The organism is Planotetraspora sp. GP83, from assembly GCF_041262585.1.
In the GTDB taxonomy this organism is placed as follows: domain Bacteria; phylum Actinomycetota; class Actinomycetes; order Streptosporangiales; family Streptosporangiaceae; genus JAOEGB01.
In genome coordinates this window covers 80524-100013 of the sequence record NZ_JBGCBZ010000025.1, presented here as the reverse complement: position 1 = coordinate 100013, position 19490 = coordinate 80524, and the positions used below count along the sequence as shown (strand labels likewise).

Genomic DNA, 19490 nt, shown 5'->3' with positions numbered 1-19490 from the left:
CCCGCAACCACACAGACCTACAGCTTCCACGCCGACGTCACGATCTTCGAGAAGGGACTTGCCTCCCGTCCCCGACGCTAAACGCAACGGCGTTGTGGTCATCCACAGCTCGTGATCATGCACGAGTTCCCGGGCCGGCCCCTCGACCTGGGAGCTCGCGGCACGTGATCATGCGGTCCCCGGGCGCGTGATCACGAAGCCGAATTCGTAAGGCCAGCGGACACACGCGGGAACGTGGGCATGATCACGCTGAACGTTGACGCAGGCCGGAAGGGTCGCACGGGAGCCCATGCATGATCATGCCGGAGGGGTTGTCTCGGCCGGTCCCTCGGTGATGGGTGTGCCGGGCGTCGGTGTGCCGGGCGTCGGTGTGCTGGGGGTCGGTGTGCTGGAGAGCAGAGAGCGGGCGACGCCGAGGCCGGTGCCGCCGAGCGCGATCACCTTGGCCAGGGTCTCCTCGATCCCCTGAGCGCCGTTGAGGATGACCATGTGGTCGACGTTTCCCAGCGCCTTCCCGCCCGCCTCCACGATCTCCGGCCACCGCTCGGCGAGCTGCTGGGCCACCACGGCCTCCTGGTTCTGCGAGAGGGCCTCCGCGCGCGCTTTGATCGACTCGGCGATGGCGAGGCCCTTCGCCCGGGCCGCCTCCGCCTCCGCGAGACCGCGCACCCTGGCCGCTTCCGCCTCGGCCTCGCCGCGCAGCCGGATGCCCTCCGCCTCGGCCTGGGCGCGCGACACCTGGGCCTTCCTGTCGGCTTCGGCCAACGTCACCGTCTCGTACGCCCGCGCGTCCGCGGGCCTGCGGACCTGGCCTTCGAGCCGCTGCTCGGCGAGCCGCGCCTCCAGTTCGGCCGCCTTCGTCTCCTGGACGACGACCTCCTGGCGGGCGGTCGCCTCCGAGAGGGGCCCCGCCTGCCTCGCGATGGCCGCCGCGCGGTCCACCTCCGCCTGGTAGCCGGACTGCTGGATTCTGGCCTGCCGTACGGCTGCCGCCTTCTTGATCTCCGCTTCCTGCTCGGCCGCGGTGGCCTGCTGGTAGCTCTCCGCCTCGGCCATCCGAGCGGCGGCGGAGATCGCCGCGGCGTGGGGCCTGCCGAGGTTGGTGATGTAGCCGGTCATGTCCTCGATCTCCTGGATCTGGAGCGAGTCCACGACCAGGCCGAGCTTGCCCATCTCGTCGGCCGACGACGAACGGGCCTCATTGGTCAGCGCTTCACGGTTGACGATCAGATCCTCGACGGTGAGGTTGCCGATGATCGAGCGCAGATGGCCCGCGAAGAGCTGGTGGGTCTTGTCGTCGATCTTCTTCTGCTGGTCGAGGAACCGGCGGGCGGCATTGGCTATGGAGGCGTAGTCGTCGCCGACCTTGTAGATCACCACGCTGGTGATATGGACCGGGATGCCCTGCTTCGTCACGCAGGAGACCTGCAGCTCCGATACCCGGCTGTCGAGCGAGAGCCTGCGCGCGGTCTGGAATCCGGGCAGCACCAGGGTGCCCTTTCCAGTTACGATCTTGAAGCCGAGACTGTCGGCGGTTTCGCGGTTGCGCCCCCGGGCGCCGAGGCCCGAGATAATGATCGCCTCGTTGGGCTCGGCGACCCGCCAGATCAGCTTGAACAAGACGATCAGAACGATGAGGACTCCGGCGGCTACGGTCGACCAGAGCACGTCCATGGCACCTCCAGGAGGGCCTCATAGGGACAGGGACACTCACTGCCGACCAGGCTTCCCGGCACACCGCTCATGAAGGTAACTCCGGATCACTCCAGGAGCAAGAGCCGATCTGCCCGGAGTTCGCGTACGGCTCCCGCCCCTGCATGGCCGGGGCCGTACGCGAGAGCGGAAGCCGTACGAGGGTCGGATGACGGGGTCGGGACAGGTGGTCAGGAGGCGGAGTCGGCCGCCTTCGTCGCGGGGGGCACGGCGCCGTTCAGGCCGGCCGGGGTTCCGTTGGCCAGCAGGGAACGGGCCAGGCCAAGGCCGGTGCCGCCCAGCGTGAGCGCCTTGGCGAGCATCTCCTCGATGCCCTGGGCGCCGTTCAGCACGACCATGTGGTCCACGTTGCCGAAGGCCTTCGAGCCCGCCTCGACGATCTGCGGCCAGTTCTCGGCGAGCTGCTGCGCGATGACGGCCTCCTGGTTCTCGGCCAGCGCCTCGGACCGGGCGCGGATCGCCTCCGCCTCGGCGAGACCCCTCGCCTTGGCGGCCTCCGCCTCGGCCAGACCCCGGGCGCGCGCGGACTCGGCCTCCGCCAGACCGGTCGACTGGGTGGCCGCCGCCGCGGCCTCACCGCGGAGCCGTACCGACTCGGCCTCGGCCGCGGCCGCCTGCTTGACCTGCGACGCCTGCGCGGCCGCCCGTAGCTCGGTCTCGCGGGCCTCGGCTTCGGCCTGGGCGATGCGGGCGTCGCGCTCGGCCTGGGAGAGGGTCACGGTCTCGTACGCCTTGGCGTCCGCCGGCTTGCGCACCTGGGACTGGAGCCGCTGCTCCGCGAGCTGGGCCTCCAGCTCGGCGGCCCTGGTCTCCTGGACGACGACCTCCTGACGGGCGGTGGCGTCCGACAGCGGCCCGGCCTGCCTCGCCTTGGCCGCGGCCTGGTCCACCTCGGCCTGATATCCGGCCTGCTGGATCTGCGACTCCCGGATCGCGGCGGCCTTCTTGGCGGCGGCGACCTGCTCGGCCTCGGTCGCCTCCTGGTCGCGCTGCGCCTCGGCGATGCGCGCGGCGGCGGCGATCTTGGCGGCGTGCGGCTTGCCGAGGTTCGTGATGTAACCGGTCTCGTCCTCGATCTCCTGGATCTGGAGAGAGTCGACGACCAGGCCGAGCTTGCTCATCTCGTCGGCGGCCGAGCTGCGCACCTCGCTCGTGAGCCGCTCGCGGTTGAGGATGAGGTCCTCGACCGTCAGGTTGCCGATGATCGAGCGCAGGTGGCCGGTGAACAGCTCGTGGATGGCGCCGTTCATGGAGTCCTGCTGGTCGAGGAACCGCCGGGCGGCGTTGGCGATGCTGGCGAAGTCGTCGCCCACCTTGTAGATGACGACACCGCGCACGTGGACCGGGATGCCCTGCTGGGTGACGCAGGAGACCTGCAGATTGGTGGCCCGGCTGTCCAGCCGGAGCCGGCGGGCGGTCTGGAACCCGGGCAGCACCGCGGTGCCCTTACCTGTGACGATCTTGAAGCCGAGGCTGTCGGCCAGCTCGTTCTTCGACCGGGCGCCGAGGCCCGAGATGATGAGCGCCTCGTTGGGTTCGGCGACCCGCCATACGGCCTTGAACAGCATGGTGACGATGACCAGGGCGACGATTACCGCTCCGGCCAGAACAAGGAACTCCGTAGGCATGCGTGCCTCCGCGATTTGGGGGGAGCTGAGAGGGAGTCAGACGACCGCGCGAACGACGTAGACCGTGCGCGGCGGTGAGTACTCCACGACGATGATGATCGCGCCGACCGCGATCTCCTCGTCGGGCACGCTCGGATAGGCGTAGAACGCCTCGACACCCCCGCGGATCGGCACCATGACCTCACCGACAAGGCCTGGGCCGATCTTGCCCGTGACCCTGCCCTGCCTGCCGACCAACCCGTGTCACCCCGTCGTCTTTACATTCACCGCGAATGCGCACGTTACCCCGTATTAACGCGCCACGACAGCCGCCTGACAATAGCTTCCTAACGCCTGCCGTACCGCGTTCGCGCGATTCATCTTCACCCCGACAACGGGCGGATCATCCCGTGCGTTCCGCTTTTCTGACGTTTTCCGCCACGGGTTCCGGAGCGGCTTCCGGAGCGCGTTCCGGAGCGGCTTCCGGAGCGGCTTCCGGAGCGGCTTCTGGAGCGGCGCGCTTTGCGGGACGCCTGAGCTGGGTGAACGCCCAGGAAATGTCGGGCTCGACCGCCCATTTGGTGACCCGCCTGACCGGCGGAGTGCAGAGCACCGTCGCGAGGACCGCACCGAACACGATCATCGCCGCCACCCCGGCGGGGTTGACCAGCGCGGCGTGGAACCGTTCCGTCACCTTCACGGCGAAGCCATGCAGCAGGTAGGCGTACATGGTGGCGGCCCCGAGCGCGGTGTACCAGGTCCGGCGGCTCGGCGTGACCGCGAGGAACGCGGCCACCAGCAGCGCCCCCGCCGCGAGCATGGCGAGCCGGATCAGGCTGCCGGTCAGATCGTCGACGCCGATCTGATGGTTCGAGTGCCGCCAGCGGATCCATTCGGTCGCGATCATCCCATGCACGGCCACCGCGACGCAGAGGCCGGCGACCAGGACGGCCGCGCCCGTCCACCGAGCCCATCGCCGCCGGAGGACGTCCAGGTGCTCGGGCTTCAGCATGAGTCCGAGCACGTAGAACGGCAGCAGCCCGAGCGTGCGGTTCATGGACAGCTCGTCCGGCAGCGCGCTCGTCCCCGACAGCAGCGACAGCGCCACCGCGATCCCGAGCGGCCACCGCAACTGCTGCCACACCGGCGTGGAAAGCCGCCAGAGGAACAGCGACATCAGGAACCACGTCAGGTAGTACGGGTCGAGCAGGCTGATCTCCAGCTTGTGGTGGTACAGGAAATAGCGCGGCAGTGAATAGGCCACTTCAAAGATCACGTACGGCACGGCCAGGCCGCTGATGAGCTTGCGCGCCTTGCCCGCCGAGAAAGTGAAATTTCGCGATAAGTAGCCGCTGACGACGATGAAGAGCGGCATATGGAAGATGTAGACGAAGAAGTACAGCGCGTGCGCCGCGGGGACGTCCCGTAGGTCCTCGATGAGGTGTCCGGAGACCACCAGGATGATCGCCAGAAACTTGGCGTTGTCCAGGAGCGGGTCTCGGGAAGCGATCAGAGGTCGGGCGGTCAGGGGGCGGGCGGCAGCGGACGCGGTCACGAAGCCGGACCCTAGCGACTGCCCGTCTGTCCATCTAGGCAACGGCGGGCGAACGTTCCGGGAACTCTCGCCGTCCACTCACCTGCATGATCAAGTAACTCGTTATCCCAACTCAGCGCGCCTGCGCGGGATCCTGTGCATGATCACGACCGAGGGGAGGGCAGGTCGCCCGGCGTGCGCGGGATCCTGTGCATGATCACGGCGAGGGGGTGGTGGCGGCGAGGCTGGCGGTCCACAGCGCCTCGGCCAGAGCGGGGTCGGACATCCTCGCGGGGACGGCGGCGGGGGCGTTCCTGACGAAGTACCGCCCCGGATGGCCGGCGCCGTCGGCGTGGCTCGCCAGATGGGCGATGCGGCTCCCCCCGGCCTCCACCGGCTCTCCCACGCCTGGCACGTGCGTCACGAGCTTCATGAAGAACGTCCCGGCCGCGAAGCCGGTCTTGAGGACACCGGGATGCAGGCACGTGGCGGCCAGGCCGCGCTCGGCCAGCGACACCGTGAACAACGCGTTGGCCTGCTTGGAGTCGCCGTACTGGAGCCACCCGTTCCAGCGGCGCCGCTCCCGGGACAGGTCGTCCGGGTCGAGGCAGCCCGTCTTCGCCGCCCGCGACGACGTGGTGACGACCCTCGCGGAGGAGGCCTTCAGCCGGTCGAAGAGCAGGTTGGTCAGCAGGAACGGCGCCAGATGGTTGACCTGCATGATCAGCTCGTGGCCGTCCGCGGTCACGCGCCGCTCGGAGGTCATGACCCCGGCGTTGTTCACCAGGACGTCGATGCGCTCGTACCGGTCGAGCAGGTCGCACGCCAGCCTCCGGACGTCGTCCAGCGAGGCGTAGTCGACGAGAAGGGCGTCCGGAGCGCTACCGGTGATCGACTCGACACGGTCCGCGACAGCGGACACTTTGGCCGCCGTGCGACCTACGAGCACAAGTTGGTGCCCCCGCTTTGCCAGATCAAGCGCAGACGCTGCACCGATTCCGTCACTGGCCCCGGTTATCACAGTAATCATCAGATCCTCCACTGCGCCAGAACTGTATCGGTGCTAGTCTCCTGTGCGATCTTCCGGAGGTGCATTTCCCCATAAATGCGGCGTGAGCCTCCACGCACTGCAGGAGTGGCCATGGGTTCAAGAAACCGGTCGATTCGGTTCAAGATCTTCTTGCTGCTGCTACTCCCTCTAGTGATGCTGAGCGCTTTGTGGGGATTCGTCCTTAATCTCACGGTCGGCGATGGGTTCGCGCTCCTGCGCGCCAAGAAGCTGTACGACACCGTCGGCGTGACCTCCACCGATCTCGGGCTGCAACTCCAGGCCGAGCGCGCGCTGACCGCCGAGGTGCTCGGCGGGAAGAAGTCCACCTCCGCCCTCACCTCACAGCAGGCGAGGACCGCCGGCGCGGCCGGCAAGTTCAGCCAGGCCGCCCGCGACGAGATCGACGGGGGCTCGATCAGCGCCGACCTTGAGGTCCCCCTCGACGGCCTGCTCACCGCACTGGGGCGCCTGCCCAACATCCGCGAGTCGGTCGCGCTCGGGAAGTACAACCAACTCCAGGCGATCAACGCGTACAACGGGCTGATGGACCAGCTCTTCGCGGTCTACGAGCGGCTGGTCTCGGTGCCCGACCTCGGCGTCTTCCAGCAGGGCGCCGCCATGCAGGGCATGGGGAACGCCTACGAGATGATCGCCCGTGAGGACGCCCTCGTCTGCGGCGTGGCGCCTAGCCGCTCGCTCACCCAGGACGAGCGCGACGCCTTCGCCGTGTGGGTCGCCAACCAGCGGTTCCTCTACCAGAAGTACCGGCCCGTGCTCAAGGGCGGCATGCGTCAGCCGTACGAGGAGGTGCTGAGCTCCCCGCTGTTCGAGCGGTTCGCGTCGCTCGAGAACCACATCATCGGCCGGCAGGCCGTCGGCGGCGTGCCGGCGGAGGACGAGGAGAAGTGGGAGTCCGCCGTCGAGCCCCTCGTGATGCGGCTCGACGCGGCCCGCGCCAAGGCGTCCGACGCCCTGACCGCGAGCGCCACCTCTGTGGCCGGCGGCATCATGACCCGCATCGCGATCGCGGGCGGCCTCGGCCTCATCGCGATCGTCGCCACGATCGTCTTCTCCGTCCGCTTCGGCCGCCGTCTCGTCGGCGACCTCGCGGATCTGCGCCACGCCGCGCTCGACCTCGCCGACGTACGGCTCCCGCGCGTCGTCGAGAAGCTGAGCCGCGGTGAGGAGGTCGACGTCGACGCCGAGGCGCCGCCCATCCAGGGAGGCGGGTCGAGCGAGGTCGAGGACGTCGCCCACGCCTTCTCCACCGTGCGGCGCACCGCCGTGGAGGCCGCCGTCGGCCAGGCCAACCTCCGCCGGGGTGTCAACCAGGTGTTCCTCAACCTGGCCCGGCGCAAGCAGAGCCTGCTGCACCGGCAGCTCATGCTGCTCGACGCCATGCAGCGCCGGTCCACCGACCCGGAGGGCCTGGAGGACCTGTTCCGGCTCGACCACCTGACCACCCGCATGCGCCGCCACGCCGAAGGCCTGATCATCCTCTCCGGCGCGACGCCCGGCCGGTCCTGGCGCAAGCCGGTGCCCATCATCGACGTGGTCCGCGCGGCGATTTCCGAGGTCGAGGACTACACCCGCATCTCGATGCTGCCGATGCCGAACGCGTCGCTCGCCGGCGCGAGCGTGGCCGACATCGTCCATCTCATCGCCGAGCTGCTCGAGAACGCCACCGTCTTCTCGCCCCCGCAGACGAAGGTGCAGGTCCGCGGCGACCTCGCCGCCAACGGGCTGGTTCTGGAGATCGAGGATCGCGGCCTCGGCCTGACCCACGAGGAGTACGCCGAGATCAACGAGCGGCTCGCCAACCCGCCGGAGTTCGACCTGGCGGACAGCGACCGGCTGGGGCTCTTCGTGGTCGGCCAGCTCGCCGCCCGTTACGGTGTCCGCGTGGTGCTCCGCAACTCGCCATACGGCGGGACGACGGCGATCGTGCTCGTCCCTCGGTCCCTCGTGGCCGAGGACGACTCTCCGCAGGCGATCACCGGATCCAGGGTGCGGGGTGCGCACGCCAAGCACGCCCTCACCGGGCCGGCCACGACCGAGCGGCGCGACCAGCGGGAGACGCTGGCCCTGGGCACCGCTGCCCCGGGGACCGCTGCCCTGGACACCGCGGCCCTGGAGACACGGGATCCCAAGGCACCGGATCCCGAGCAGCAGGATCCCGCGACACAGGATGCGGCACAGGATTCCGAGGCACAGGATTCCGAGGCACAGGGCCCGGACACCTCCCCCTTCTTCACCCCCGCGGCGCTGCGGGCTGACAGCACCGGTTCAGCCGCCCACGACGAGCAGTCGCCCGCGACCGCCCCCGATGCGGCATGGCCCGCGTCCCCTTATGCGGGGACCGGCGCTCCGGCGGCGTCCACGGGATCCACCGGGAGCCTCCCCAGCCGCTCCAGGAGCTTCCCCAGGCCCTCCACGAGCGTCCCGAGCCCCTCGGCGAGCGCGCCGCCGAACGGCACCGCCTCCAACGGGTCCGGGTCCTTCAGCGGAGCCACGTCCAACGGAGCCACATCTAATGGGGCGGCGTCCAACGGGGCCGCGTCCAACGGGGCGGGGGCGCAGCCTTCGAGGCCGAGGAGCCTCGCCTCGAACGGCACGCACGCCGGGCTGCCCCGCCGCGTCCGCCAAGCCAACATCGCTCCCCAGCTCCGCGAGCGGTCCCAGCCACTGCAGGCTCCGGTTACGACCCCCGAGGAGCGGTCCCCAGAGGAGGCGCGGGCCATGTTCTCCGCCTTCCAGCAGGGGGCCCGGCGCGGCCGCGAGGAGTCCGAGCCGCAGGGCCACCGCGAGCCCGGCGACCACTCATACAACACGCACGGCGAGAAGGGTGACGAATGACCGGCAACGTGACATCGACTGGCGAACTCAACTGGCTGCTCGACGATCTCATCAGCAGGGTCGGCGCCGTCCGCCAGGCGGTGATCCTCTCTACTGACGGTCTCGTCGTGGGAGCCTCCCAGGGGCTGAGCCGGGAGGACGCGGAGCACCTGTCCGCGGTCGCCGCCGGCTTCCAGAGCCTGGCGCGCGGCGCGGGACGGCACTTCGGCGGTGGTGAGGTGCGCCAGACCATCGTCGAGATGGAGTCGGCGTTCCTGTTCGTGACGGCCGCCGGGCAGGGCACCTGCCTCGCCGTGCTCGCCGCCTCCGACGCGGACGTCGGCCACATCGCCTACGAGATGGCCATGCTGGTCAAGCGTGTCGGCCAGCACATCTCCACCAGTCCGCGGCGGATCTCGCCGTGAGACGGGGCGCCCCATGACAGGACCGCAGTGGATCGATGACGAGGCCGGGCCCGTGGTCCGGCCGTACGCGCTGACAGGGGGCCGCGCGCGGTCCTCGGGTGACAACATCGACCTGATCGCGCTGGTGACCACCACCGGGACGCCGGTGGGGGACACCGCGGACATCGGTCCTGAGCAGCGGCGGATCCTGGAGATCGCGTACCACGGCGCCTCGGTCGTGGACATCGCGTCCGACGTGGACCTGCCGCTCGGCGTGGTCCGCGTCCTGCTCGGGGATCTGCACGACCAAGGGCTGATCAACGTGCGGCCTCCGGTCAAGGCGGCGCCGCTGCCAAGCGAGCGCATTCTCAAGGAAGTGATCAATGGCCTTCGCGCCCTCTGACGAGCCGGTCGCTCTGAAGATCCTCGTCGCCGGCGGCTTCGGCGTCGGCAAGACCACGCTGGTCGGCGCGATCAGCGAGATCCGCCCCCTGCGGACCGAAGAGGTACTTTCGGATCGCGGTGTCGGCGTGGACGACACCGACGGGGTGGAAGGTAAGACGACCACGACCGTGGCGATGGACTTCGGCCGGATCACCATCCGGGAAGGCCTCGTGGTCTACCTGTTCGGCACGCCCGGCCAGGAGCGGTTCTGGTTCATGTGGGACGAGCTGTCCTACGGCGCCCTGGGGGCGGTGGTGCTGGCCGACACCCGCCGCCTGACCGACTGCTTCCCGTCCATCGACTACTTCGAGCAGCGCGGCACGCCGTTCGTGGTCGCGGTGAACTGCTTCGACGGCGCCGAGCGCCACGAGCCCGACGACGTGCGGATCGCCCTCGACCTCGATCCGGAGGTGCCGGTCCTGCTCTGTGACGTGCGGCGGCGCGCCTCGGCCAAGGTGGTGCTGGTCACCCTCGTCGAGCACGCTCTGAAGACGCTCACGGCCGCGCAGCGCTAGCGGGCGCGGCCCCGGCCGCGCCGCTACAGCGCGCGCAGGCCGCTGATGACCTCCTGGAGGAGGCTTTCCATGCGGTTCGCGGCTCCCGCGGGGGCCGGGGGCCGCACCAGGACCAGTCCGTGGTCCAGGAGGTCGCCGAGCAGCACGCGGACCACGCCCAGCGGCAGGCCGGAGTCCGAGGCCACGTCCGCGAGCGGCCGGGCGCGCGGCAGCAGGTCGAGCAGCCTGCGGTGCTCGCTGCCGAGATCCGCGTGGTACGGCAGGGCCGCGCCCGTGGCCGCCACGATGGCCGTCAGGTCCAGCGCGGCGGGCGAGCTGGGCGTGACCCGGCCCCTCGTCAGGGCGTAGGCGCGGACCACTGGGCCGTCGTCGACCCACTCCTCCTCGGTGTCCAGCTCGCTTTCCATCGGATCTCCGCTCATGCGCCCGCCCCTTCCGGAAGCGGGAGCCGTACCGGCCCGGAATCGGGGCCGCCGGAGGCGGCCAGCAGAGTCGCGGGGAGCAGCACGATGGCGGTCGTGCCGCCGAACGGCGAGGGCCGCAGCTCGACCCGGACGCCGTGCCGCGACGCGAGACGTCCGACGACCACGAGCCCGAGCCGGTCGGTGTCCGCCAGGTTGAACTCCGGCGGGCTGGCCAGCTTCTCGTTGATCGCCTGCCGTTCCTCGTGGGAGAGGCCGAGCCCCCGGTCCTCGACCTCGACGACGAACCCCCTCGCCACGGCCTCTCCCCTGATGGAGACCTCGGTGTGGGGCGGCGAGTAGGCCGTGGCGTTCTCGATCAGCTCCGCGAAGAGGTGGACGACGTCGGCCACCGCCGAGCCGGAGATGGAGGCGGGCGGCATCGGGTAGACGCGGACGCGGGTGTAGTCCTCCACCTCGGCCACCGCGCCCTGCAGGGTGTCCGGGACGGCCACCGGCTCGCGCCGCGTCCGGCCGGCCGAGCCGCCGGAGAGGATGATCAGGCCCTCCGCGTGGCGGCGCATGCGGGTGGTGAGGTGGTCGAGCTTGAAGAGCTCCTCCAGCGCGGCCGGGTCCTCGGCCCTGCGCTGCATGGCGTCGAGCAGCCGGAGCTGCCGCTGGAGCAGGCCCTGGCTGCGGCGGGCGAGGTTGCGCAGCGCCTGACCCGCGCTCTCGCGGATCCGCGCCTGGTCGACGGCCGCCTCGACGGCCGTGCGCTGCACGGCGCTGAACGCCGCGGCCACGTCGCGGACCTCGCCGGTCGTGCCGGGTGGTTCGAGGAGTGGAGCCTCGGCCGCGACGTCGACCTTCTGCCCTCGCCCGAGGCGCTCGACGACGTGCGGGAGCCGCACCTCCGCGAGCTCACGCGCGGCCGACCGGAGCTTGGCCAGTTCCCTCGACAGGCCGCCGCCCGTCCGCAGAGAGATGATGAGGGAGACGGCGACCGCCACGAGGCCGACGATCCCCGCGACGCCCGCCCGGGTGAACGTCGCGATCGCGGTGGGCCGCGCCCGCGAGGCGAGGGCGACGCCGCCCTTGTCGATGGCCGCCTGGTAGTCGGCCTGCACGTGGTCGGCCACCTCTCGCCAGAGGTCGTGGGTGACCAAGGGGCCCTCCCTGCCGCTGACGATCCACGACTCGATCGTCAGGAACCGGCGGTACGGCGAGGAGACGAGCAACTGCTCGAACGGCACCCGCAGGCCGGGCTCCAGCTCGGCCATGCCCTCCTCGAAGAGGAACTGCCTGGTCGTCGCGAGCTGAATGAACGCCAGCCGCTCCGCGTGGGTGAACGTCCGGCCCGCGGCCAGGACGCCGGAGACCAGCGCCACCTCGCGGCTGAGGTGGTCCTTGGCGAAGCCGACCATGGTGAGGCTGCGCGACTGCTGGTAGAGCGGCAGATCGTCGGTGAGCGTCATGCTGTGGACGAGCTGCTGCATGGCGCTCGGCACCAGGCCGATCCGCTGCCCGAGCGAGACGAAATCGATGTCGCGGTCGTTCACACGGGCCCGGGTCGGGTCGATGCCCTTCACCGCCGCCAGCACACCGGTCATCCGGGCCTTGACGGCGGGGGTCATCACGTCCTGGGCGGCCTCGCTGCCGGACAGCTTGAGGAACCGGTTCCGGTCCTGGTCGACCATTCGCCGCTGCTCGTCCAGGCGGAGCCGTGCCTCGGTCGTTCCCGTCGCCAGATATTCGACGGAGAGCAGGTGCTCGCGTTCGAACGAGGTTGCGAGCCGGTTACCCGGATCACCGATCGTCTCGTAGAGCGTCCCGACGGCAAGAAGCTTCGCCGACTCGCTCGTGGTGACCACCGCGGCGAAGCCCCAGAAGGCGACGAGCGAGATCAACGGAATCACGAGCAGCGTCGAGATCTTGAACCGGATGGATCTGCTCGATCCCATGCCACCTCATCGGTACATCCCCCGGCCGATAGATTGCCGATGAGAGTAGCACCGCATGAACGGCATTCCCCGCTAGTTAACGATATGTTACGAAGTGTCGGCGCTCCGCTAGCCGTTCGACGAGCTGACCACGCAGTATCGGCCCCCAGGCGAGCCGCAGCAGGTTAACGGCGAGCACTCCCAGGACCGCCACCTCGGTGGTGAGCAGCATGCGCTCCACGAGGCCGATCATGACACCGTGGCCCGGCAGCGCGACGTAGGTGATGGCCGCCAGGCCGAGCCCCGACGCCAGCGCCAGCCACTCGACGAGACGGGCGACCGGCCTCCAGCGCTCGTCCTCGGCGAACCGGCCGACGAGCTGTGTGGCCGCGGCCGGAACGCTGACGAAGGCGGCCGCCGACAGGCAGCGGTGCACGTCCGTCTGCCAGGTCGCCCCGGCCCCGGCGGCCGTCGCCGGCACGACCGCCGCCGCGATCAGCGCCAGGCTCCAGATCGCCATGAACCGCGCCGGCCACCCCTCGACCGGCGCCCGTACGGCCCGCATCCCGGCCAGCAGCGCCAGCGAGGAGACGCCCAGGATCGCCATGGCCAGCTCGATCGCGTCGCCGCGGTCCTCAGCGGCGTACTGGCTGATCGTCATCGTGACCGGGTCGAGCGATCCGTCCCCGCCGACCTGCGTCACGACGACCGAGACCACCGCGAGCAGGATGCCGCCGCAGGCGATCACCGGATAGAGCCTTCTGACCATGCTCCGAGAGTCCCGCGAAAGGCATGTCCCGGGCTATCCGGGACAACGCCTACATCACCCCTATTCGCCGTCAGGGTCGCCTCAGGGTCAGGCTGTGTCCGATCGCGCTCGCGCGGGCTCGTGCGGGCTGTCACTGGTGGGAGGCGAACTCGTTGTAACGGTCGCGGAGGCCGTCGGTGGGGTCCGCTTCGTAGAGGGCGGCGTCTCCCCCATCCCAGTGCGGAGGCTCGGTGCCGCCCGACAGCAGCCAGGCGGCCTGACGGGCGGCGCCGTCCGCGACGTACTCACCCGGTCTCGGCACGAGGACGGGGCGGCCGAAGACGCTCGGCGCGATGCGCCGCACCGCCTCGGACCGCGCGCCGCCGCCGATGAGCAGCACCCTGGCCGGGTCGAGGCCGAGCGTGTCGAGGGCGTCGGCGAGGCCGCACAGCATGCCCTCCACCGCCGCCCGGGCCAGGTGGGCGGGGGTCGCGGTGGCGAGCCGCAGACCGTGCAGGGAGCCGCTCGCGTCCGGCAGGTTGGGGGTGCGCTCGCCCTCCAGGTACGGCACGAGCACCAGGCCGCCGGCGCCGGGCGGAGCCTGGAGAGCCAGGTCGCCGAGCTGATCCTGGGTGACGCCGAGCATCCGGGCCGCCGCCTCCAGCACCCGGGCCGCGTTCAGCGTGCAGACCAGCGGCAGGAACCGCCCGGTCGCGTCGGCGAACCCGGCGACCGCCCCTGAGGGGTCGCTGGACGGGGCGTCCGCGACCGCGAAAGCCGTACCGGACGTGCCGATGGAGACCACGACGTCGCCCGGCCGCATGCCGACGCCGAGGGCCGCCGCCATGTTGTCGCCCGTGCCCGGTGCCAGCCGTACGGCGCCGGATGCGCCGGCCCGCCCGGCCTGCGCGAGGATGCCGGCCTGTTCGAGGATCCCGGCCTGTTCGGTGGGGCCGAGGACGCGGGGCACGGCCGGGGTGGCTCCCATGGCCAGCTTGAGCAGGTCGGTCCGGTAGGTCCCGGTGGCGGGCGACCAGTAGCCGGTCCCGGACGCGTCCCCACGGTCGGTCGTGATCGTCTCCGGCCGCCCGGCCAGCATCCAGTTGAGCCAGTCGTGCGGCAGGCAGACCGATCCCGTACGGCTCGCGCTCCCGGGCTCGTGCTCGGCCAGCCAGCGGAGCTTCGCCACGGTGAACGAGGCCACGGGGACGCTGCCCACGGCCTCCGCCCACGCCTCCTCACCCGTCCGGTTGGGGCCGCCCAGCTCCGCGACCAGTTCGGCCGCGGCCTGGGCCGAGCGGGTGTCGTTCCACAGCAGCGCGGGCCGTACGACCCGGCCGTCCTCGTCGAGGCAGACCATGCCGTGCTGCTGGGCCGCCACGCCGAGGGCCGCCACGTCGCCGAGGCCGCCGGCCCGCTCGATCGCGCTCCGCAGCGCGGCCCACCAGTGGGCGGGATCGACCTCGGTGCCGTCCGGATGCGGCGCCCGGCCCTCCCGGACGAGGGCGCCGGTCTCCGCGTCGCGGATCACCACCTTGCAGCTCTGGGTCGAGGAGTCGACCCCCGCCACCAGAGTCACGCCGCGCCTCGCACGCCCAGGAGGTGCTCCAGAGCGAGCTGGTTCAGCGTGCTGTAGTGGTAGCCGCGCTCGCCCGCCTGGTCGGGGTCGAAGACGTCCCTGAACAGGTCGTCGTAGCTCTCGCCCTCCGCCATGGTCGGCTGGGACAGCGCGCCGGCCCGGCTGGCGTCGAGCGCCGCCTGGACCTCCGGGTCGGCGCGGAAGGCCCTCGCCTTCTCCTTGAGGATCAGGTAGGTCCGCATGTTGGCGGCGGCCGAGACCCAGACGTCCTCACTGTCCTCGGTCCTGAGCGGCTTGTAGTCGAAGTGCCGGGGGCCGTCGTAGCCGCCGCTCTCCAGCAGGTCGACGAGGAAGAACGCACTCTTCACGTCGCCGTGCCCGAAGACGAGGTCCTGGTCGTATTTGGGGCCGTGCTGGCCGTTCAGGTCGATGTGGAAGAGCTTGCCGTGCCACAGCGCCTGGGCGATGCCGTGCACGAAGTTGAGGCCCGCCATCTGCTCGTGGCCGACCTCGGGGTTGAGGCCCACCCGCTCGGGGTGCGCGAGCCCGTTGATGAACGCGAGGGCGTGGCCGATCGTCGGCAGGAGGATGTCACCCCGGGGCTCGTTGGGCTTGGGCTCGATGGCGAACCGGATGTCGTACCCCTTGTCCACGACATACTGGCAGAGGAGGTCGAGGCCCTCCTTGTAGCGGTCGAGGGCCGCCCGGACGTCCTTGGCGGCGTCGGACTCCGCGCCCTCCCGGCCGCCCCAGCACACGTAGGTCGTCGCGCCCAGCTCGGCCGCGAGGTCGATGTTGCGGATGACCTTCCTGAGCGCGTAGCGGCGGACGTCGCGGTCGTTGCTCGTGAAGGCGCCGTCCTTGAACACCGGGTGGGTGAACAGGTTGGTCGTCGCCATCGGCACCTTGAGGCCGGTCTCGGCCAGCGCCCTCTTGAAGCGCTCGACGGCCTTCACCCGGTCCGGCTCGACCGCGAGCAGGTCGTCGTCGTGGAAGGTCACGCCGTAGGCCCCGAGCTCGGTGAGCCGGTGGAGGGTCTCCGCGGGATCCAGCGGGGCCCGGGTCGCGTCGCCGAACGGGTCGCGCGCCTGCCAGCCGACCGTCCACAGCCCGAATGTGAAACGGTCCTCGGGAGTGGGGGTGTACATGGATCGCCTCCGAATTAGTCTATGTTATGGACTAAATATCCGACGGCAGGGGCCGCAGGTCAAGCGGCCCTTCCACGATCTCACTTCCCGCCGCGGAGGCTGTGATGACGCAGGCCGTACGGCACGACGCGATGCGCGCGCGGAACCTGGCGCTCGTGCTCGGCGAGGTCGGCGCACGTGAGCCGGTCACGCGCGCCGCCCTCTCGGAGATCACCGGGCTGACCAAGACGACCGTGTCCAAGCTCGTGGCCGACCTCATCGAGGCCGGGCTGGTGGTCGAGACCGGCGCGGTGCGGGACGGCGAGCGCGGCAGGCCGGGGGTCGCGGTCCGGATCAGCGGTGAGCACGTCGCGGCGGCCGGCCTGGAGATCAACGTCGATTACCTCGCCGTGCGGGTCGTCGATCTGTCCCGTTCGGTACGGCTCCGCCGTACACAGGCTGTGGACAACCGGTCGGCGCGGCCTGGGGATGTGGCGGCCCGGCTACGGGATATGGCGCTGACGGCTGTGGACGAAGCTGTGGAAAATGGGCTGCGGGTGGTCGGCGGAGTCGTCGCCGTCCCCGGCCCCGTGGACCTCTCCACTGGGACCCTGCACAACGCCCCGAACCTCGGGTGGCGGGACGTGCCCGTGCCGTCGCTGCTGGAGCTGCCGTTCCCGGTCCGGGTGGAGAACGAGGCCAACCTGGCGGCGCTGGGCGAGCTGTGGTTCGGGCCTGGCCCGTCCGACTTCCTGCACGTCTCCGGCGAGATCGGCGTCGGCGCGGGCCTGGTCGTGGGCGGCCGCCTCTTCCGGGGCACGCACGGCTTCGCGGGAGAGCTGGGGCACGTGGTCGTCTCGCCCGACGGGCCCGCCTGCCGGTGCGGCGGCAACGGCTGCCTCGAACAGTACGCGGGCCGGGACGCTCTCCTGTCCGCCGCAGGCCCAACAGGCCGCCCTACCGCTGCCGCAGGCCCAGCAGGCCGCCCTACCGAATACACGCGGGCCACCGGCTCCCACCCCACCGCCGGGGGCATGGCCTCGCTGGCCTCGCTGGTCTCGCGGCTGGAGGCCGGAGACACCGGCGCCCTCGCGGCGTGCGAGCGGGCGGGCTGGGCGCTCGGTGTGGCCCTGTCCTCCGCGATCAACCTCGTGGACCCGGGCACGATCGTGCTCGGGGGGATCTACGCCCCGCTGTTCCCGTGGCTCGGGGACGTGGTGGCGGGCACGCTCGCCTCCCGCCTCGGCCGGATGCGCGCCACCGTGCCACCCGTCGTGGTGTCCCGGCTCGGCTCGGAGGCCGCGGCTCTGGGCGCCGCCGGCCAGGTGATCCAGCGGGTGATCGCCGACCCGGCCGCGTCGCTACAGGCCTGAGGGGTCGCGACCGACGCTGATCTCCTCGGCGATCCGCCGGAGCTCGGCCTCGTCCAGGCGCGGCGTGCCGGGAAGGCTGCCTCTGAGAGCCGAGACCACCTGGTGGAGCGGCTCCCCGGCATGGCGCACGGCGACGTCGTGGACGGCCCGGAAAAGGACCAGGTTGGCTTCGTGTTCTCGCGTGCTGTCGGCGCTCATGGCGGTCTCCCCCTCTGTCGGCACCCCGTCCGGAGGTCACCGTACGGCCTGCCACCGACATTTTCTGGGAATGCCGCCCGCCGTAGATTAGTTGAGAGTTCAAACGAGTAAGAAGGAGATGAGGACATGCCAGTGCAGCGGCTCAACCACGCGGTGCTGTACGTGCGCGACGTCGCGCGGAGCGTCGCCTTCTACGAGGAGGCGCTCGGGTTCCGCGTGGTCAGCTCGTTCCCGGGAGCGGCGTTCCTGCAGGCCTCGGGCTCGACCAACGACCACGACCTGGGGCTGTTCCAGATCGGCGTCCAGGCCGGGCCGTCCCTCGCCGGCCGTTCGACCGTGGGCCTCTATCACCTGGCGTGGGAGGTCGACACGCTGGCCGAGCTGCAGCGGATCGCGGTGAAGCTGGGCGAGATGGACGCGCTCGTCGGAGCCTCCGACCACTCCACCACGAAGGCGTTGTACGCCAAGGACCCCGACGGGATCGAGTTCGAGGTGTCGTGGCTTGTCCCCGCGGACCTGCTCGACGAGGAGGTCATCGCCGGGCGGGCCTCGATCCGGCCGCTCGACCTCGCCAAGGAGCTTGAGCGGTACGGCGCGCAGACCCGCGGAGGCGTCGGCGTGTCCGTCTGACACGGCCCGGCAGCGGGTCCGGCGCGGCTTTGGAGGGGCCTTGGGCAGGGCGTTCAGGCACTCTCAAGCGCTTTGAAAGGGGTGCTCCGGACACTCGTCCCATCGCCAAAAGAAGGGACCACCGATGACCACCACCCGCGCGCTCACCGGACTCGCCATCGCAGCCGCCCTCGTCACGATCGCCGCGCCCGTGGCGGCCCAGGCCGCCACGGGCGCGCAGGATTCCGCGAGCGCGGCATCCTCCGCATCCGCTCCCAAGCTCTGGGGCCCCTACTACGCGCCCGCCAAGAAGGCCAAGGCGTCCGGCAAGATCAGCGTGACCGGCCTCGACACCAGCGCGATCCCGGCCGTCGGCACGGCCTACATCTCGGGCAAGGTCACCGATTACACGAAGAGCACCGCCACGTGCGGCTGGGCGGTCTTCCGCATCACCTACCGCAAGCCTGACGGCAACCTGCCCTTCACCCACAAGAGCTACCTGGCCTGCGGCACGACCAAGCCCACCTCTTTCAGCTTCTCCTACAAGAACGTCTACGAGGTCGAGTTGAAGGTGTGCAGCGAGGGCAAGGCTTCCAAGCCGTCCCTCAACTGCCTTTACGCCGGCACCTGGAAAGTCCTTTACGTCTCCCACTGAGATATTCGTGAGGCCCCCGTTCCTCCGGGCGGGGGCCTCCGCCGTCCCTGGATTTCTCCGAACGTCGGGAGGACGGCCGGAGGACGGTGGAAGAACGTCGTGAGATACGTCACCAGCGGACGATCTTGTCGGGATGCGCGTATCTCCTGGCGGCACGCCCAATGACCATGGAAATACGCTCGGCCGCAGGCCGCGATGCGGGGACATCGTTTTCCGTATCGGTTGACATAAGTCGTGCCCGCCAGTGATGCTCGAAGTTGTCCGCCCCTCTACAGGAAGGCGGCACCTTCTGATGACAACCACCAACCGGCTGTTCGAGCCGGCGTCGAACCCGAATGTTCTTTACGCCGACAGACAGCTCAACATCCGATCTGTCGGCGACGGCCTTCTCCGGCTCAGCGGCCAGATCGATCTCACCAACGGTGACGCCGTCGCCAGCGCGCTCGGACGCGACCATAGCGACGACGGCCGAGTGACCGTCGATGTCGGCGAGCTCGAGTTCATCGACCTCTACGGCCTGCGCACCCTCGCGCTGCTGTCCAGCGACCCCTTCGGGCGGCCCGTTCACCTGCGGAACGTCCAGCCGGCCCTGCAGCGGCTTCTCGTGCTGCTCGCCTGGCCGACTTTTATGATCATTTAGGCGTCCCCCGCTGGCGTATCCCCTCGGCGAGGCCCCCAATCGGGGGCCTTCTTCATGCTTTGTCCGATTTCCGGACCTGGGCGAGTTTCTGGCGCGCGTGAAGGAGGAAAGGTAATG

General features: G+C 70.4%; 19 protein-coding genes. 8 read left to right on the top strand and 11 right to left on the bottom strand.

Annotated features, from left to right (window positions below; all coding sequences use genetic code 11):
* Positions 1 to 297: 297 nt before the first annotated feature.
* The 5 genes from ABH927_RS28710 to ABH927_RS28690 all read right to left on the bottom strand — a co-directional run bounded on the left by ABH927_RS28710 (position 298) and on the right by ABH927_RS28690 (position 5884).
* Positions 298 to 1674, bottom strand: a complete 1377-nt coding sequence (locus ABH927_RS28710; protein WP_370026660.1) for a flotillin family protein — start codon at positions 1672 to 1674, stop codon at positions 298 to 300.
* 209 nt (positions 1675 to 1883) lie between these two features.
* Entirely contained in the window at positions 1884 to 3341 is a 1458-nt protein-coding gene (locus ABH927_RS28705; protein WP_370026658.1) for a flotillin family protein, read from the bottom strand.
* Between the two features lie 36 nt (positions 3342 to 3377).
* The gene (locus ABH927_RS28700) at positions 3378 to 3578 is read right to left on the bottom strand and encodes a hypothetical protein (protein WP_370026656.1); all 201 of its coding nucleotides are present in this window, start codon (positions 3576 to 3578) and stop codon (positions 3378 to 3380) included.
* Positions 3579 to 3723: 145 nt separating this feature from the next.
* On the bottom strand, positions 3724 to 4875 hold the full coding sequence (locus tag ABH927_RS28695) for an acyltransferase family protein (protein ID WP_370026655.1): 1152 nt from the start codon (positions 4873 to 4875) through the stop codon (positions 3724 to 3726).
* Positions 4876 to 5071: 196 nt separating this feature from the next.
* Positions 5072 to 5884, bottom strand: a complete 813-nt coding sequence (locus ABH927_RS28690; RefSeq protein WP_370026653.1) for an SDR family NAD(P)-dependent oxidoreductase — start codon at positions 5882 to 5884, stop codon at positions 5072 to 5074.
* A gap of 174 nt (positions 5885 to 6058) precedes the next feature.
* Here ABH927_RS28690 and ABH927_RS28685 point away from each other — a divergent pair, with 174 nt between their 5' ends.
* The 4 genes from ABH927_RS28685 to ABH927_RS28670 are packed head-to-tail and all read left to right on the top strand — an operon-like array spanning position 6059 to position 10103.
* On the top strand, positions 6059 to 8761 hold the full coding sequence (locus ABH927_RS28685) for a nitrate- and nitrite sensing domain-containing protein (protein ID WP_370026651.1): 2703 nt from the start codon (positions 6059 to 6061) through the stop codon (positions 8759 to 8761).
* Positions 8758 to 9165: a roadblock/LC7 domain-containing protein gene (locus ABH927_RS28680; protein ID WP_261587931.1), complete on the top strand. Its 408-nt coding sequence runs from the start codon at positions 8758 to 8760 to the stop codon at positions 9163 to 9165. Before ABH927_RS28685 ends, ABH927_RS28680 begins: the two co-directional genes overlap by 4 nt.
* Before the next feature lie 13 nt (positions 9166 to 9178).
* A complete protein-coding gene (locus ABH927_RS28675; protein WP_370026649.1) occupies positions 9179 to 9547 on the top strand; it encodes a DUF742 domain-containing protein in 369 nt (122 codons plus the stop codon).
* Positions 9528 to 10103: an ATP/GTP-binding protein gene (locus tag ABH927_RS28670; protein WP_261587928.1), complete on the top strand. Its 576-nt coding sequence runs from the start codon at positions 9528 to 9530 to the stop codon at positions 10101 to 10103. The genes ABH927_RS28675 and ABH927_RS28670 overlap by 20 nt, the downstream gene beginning before the upstream one ends.
* A gap of 23 nt (positions 10104 to 10126) precedes the next feature.
* Here ABH927_RS28670 and ABH927_RS28665 read toward each other — a convergent pair whose 3' ends face one another.
* The 5 genes from ABH927_RS28665 to xylA all read right to left on the bottom strand — a co-directional run bounded on the left by ABH927_RS28665 (position 10127) and on the right by xylA (position 15919).
* On the bottom strand, positions 10127 to 10525 hold the full coding sequence (locus tag ABH927_RS28665) for a DUF742 domain-containing protein (RefSeq protein ID WP_370026647.1): 399 nt from the start codon (positions 10523 to 10525) through the stop codon (positions 10127 to 10129).
* Complete coding sequence (locus ABH927_RS28660; RefSeq protein ID WP_370026645.1) at positions 10522 to 12465, bottom strand: nitrate- and nitrite sensing domain-containing protein; 1944 nt, start codon at positions 12463 to 12465, stop codon at positions 10522 to 10524. Before ABH927_RS28660 ends, ABH927_RS28665 begins: the two co-directional genes overlap by 4 nt.
* Before the next feature lie 76 nt (positions 12466 to 12541).
* Complete coding sequence (locus ABH927_RS28655) at positions 12542 to 13213, bottom strand: DUF998 domain-containing protein (protein WP_370026643.1); 672 nt, start codon at positions 13211 to 13213, stop codon at positions 12542 to 12544.
* Positions 13214 to 13343: 130 nt separating this feature from the next.
* Entirely contained in the window at positions 13344 to 14771 is a 1428-nt protein-coding gene (xylB, locus tag ABH927_RS28650) for a xylulokinase (protein WP_370026641.1), read from the bottom strand.
* On the bottom strand, positions 14768 to 15919 hold the full coding sequence (gene xylA / locus ABH927_RS28645; protein ID WP_370026639.1) for a xylose isomerase: 1152 nt from the start codon (positions 15917 to 15919) through the stop codon (positions 14768 to 14770). The genes xylB and xylA overlap by 4 nt, the downstream gene beginning before the upstream one ends.
* Positions 15920 to 16023: 104 nt before the next feature.
* Here xylA and ABH927_RS28640 point away from each other — a divergent pair, with 104 nt between their 5' ends.
* Entirely contained in the window at positions 16024 to 17271 is a 1248-nt protein-coding gene (locus tag ABH927_RS28640) for an ROK family protein (protein WP_370026637.1), read from the top strand.
* On the opposite strand, the gene ABH927_RS28635 is transcribed toward ABH927_RS28640, so the two are convergent.
* Complete coding sequence (locus tag ABH927_RS28635; RefSeq protein ID WP_370026635.1) at positions 17260 to 17469, bottom strand: hypothetical protein; 210 nt, start codon at positions 17467 to 17469, stop codon at positions 17260 to 17262. The two genes, ABH927_RS28640 and ABH927_RS28635, sit on opposite strands and share 12 nt — an antisense overlap.
* A 126-nt stretch (positions 17470 to 17595) precedes the next feature.
* On the opposite strand from ABH927_RS28635, the gene ABH927_RS28630 reads away from it, so the two are divergent.
* From ABH927_RS28630 to ABH927_RS28620, 3 genes are all read left to right on the top strand, one after another.
* Positions 17596 to 18099 carry a VOC family protein gene (locus ABH927_RS28630; protein WP_370026633.1) on the top strand — a complete coding sequence of 168 codons (504 nt, stop codon included), beginning with the start codon at positions 17596 to 17598 and terminating at the stop codon, positions 18097 to 18099.
* Positions 18100 to 18223: 124 nt separating this feature from the next.
* Positions 18224 to 18733 carry a hypothetical protein gene (locus ABH927_RS28625; RefSeq protein ID WP_370026632.1) on the top strand — a complete coding sequence of 170 codons (510 nt, stop codon included), beginning with the start codon at positions 18224 to 18226 and terminating at the stop codon, positions 18731 to 18733.
* Between the two features lie 292 nt (positions 18734 to 19025).
* The gene (locus ABH927_RS28620; protein WP_370026630.1) at positions 19026 to 19373 is read left to right on the top strand and encodes an STAS domain-containing protein; all 348 of its coding nucleotides are present in this window, start codon (positions 19026 to 19028) and stop codon (positions 19371 to 19373) included.
* Positions 19374 to 19490 lie beyond the last annotated feature (117 nt).

What these genes read in the sequence shown, in the direction of transcription:
- ABH927_RS28635 (WP_370026635.1), bottom strand. Translation starts at nt 17,469, where the DNA reads ATGAGCGCCGACAGCACGCGAGAACACGAAGCCAACCTGGTCCTTTTC.
- ABH927_RS28630 (WP_370026633.1), top strand. Translation starts at nt 17,596, where the DNA reads ATGCCAGTGCAGCGGCTCAACCACGCGGTGCTGTACGTGCGCGACGTC.
- ABH927_RS28660 (WP_370026645.1), bottom strand. Translation starts at nt 12,465, where the DNA reads ATGGGATCGAGCAGATCCATCCGGTTCAAGATCTCGACGCTGCTCGTG.
- ABH927_RS28685 (WP_370026651.1), top strand. Translation starts at nt 6,059, where the DNA reads ATGCTGAGCGCTTTGTGGGGATTCGTCCTTAATCTCACGGTCGGCGAT.
- ABH927_RS28670 (WP_261587928.1), top strand. Translation starts at nt 9,528, where the DNA reads ATGGCCTTCGCGCCCTCTGACGAGCCGGTCGCTCTGAAGATCCTCGTC.
- ABH927_RS28690 (WP_370026653.1), bottom strand. Translation starts at nt 5,884, where the DNA reads ATGATTACTGTGATAACCGGGGCCAGTGACGGAATCGGTGCAGCGTCT.
- ABH927_RS28675 (WP_370026649.1), top strand. Translation starts at nt 9,179, where the DNA reads ATGACAGGACCGCAGTGGATCGATGACGAGGCCGGGCCCGTGGTCCGG.
- ABH927_RS28665 (WP_370026647.1), bottom strand. Translation starts at nt 10,525, where the DNA reads ATGAGCGGAGATCCGATGGAAAGCGAGCTGGACACCGAGGAGGAGTGG.
- ABH927_RS28620 (WP_370026630.1), top strand. Translation starts at nt 19,026, where the DNA reads ATGACAACCACCAACCGGCTGTTCGAGCCGGCGTCGAACCCGAATGTT.
- ABH927_RS28705 (WP_370026658.1), bottom strand. Translation starts at nt 3,341, where the DNA reads ATGCCTACGGAGTTCCTTGTTCTGGCCGGAGCGGTAATCGTCGCCCTG.
- ABH927_RS28640 (WP_370026637.1), top strand. Translation starts at nt 16,024, where the DNA reads ATGACGCAGGCCGTACGGCACGACGCGATGCGCGCGCGGAACCTGGCG.
- ABH927_RS28710 (WP_370026660.1), bottom strand. Translation starts at nt 1,674, where the DNA reads ATGGACGTGCTCTGGTCGACCGTAGCCGCCGGAGTCCTCATCGTTCTG.
- xylA (WP_370026639.1), bottom strand. Translation starts at nt 15,919, where the DNA reads ATGTACACCCCCACTCCCGAGGACCGTTTCACATTCGGGCTGTGGACG.
- ABH927_RS28680 (WP_261587931.1), top strand. Translation starts at nt 8,758, where the DNA reads ATGACCGGCAACGTGACATCGACTGGCGAACTCAACTGGCTGCTCGAC.
- ABH927_RS28625 (WP_370026632.1), top strand. Translation starts at nt 18,224, where the DNA reads ATGACCACCACCCGCGCGCTCACCGGACTCGCCATCGCAGCCGCCCTC.
- ABH927_RS28655 (WP_370026643.1), bottom strand. Translation starts at nt 13,213, where the DNA reads ATGGTCAGAAGGCTCTATCCGGTGATCGCCTGCGGCGGCATCCTGCTC.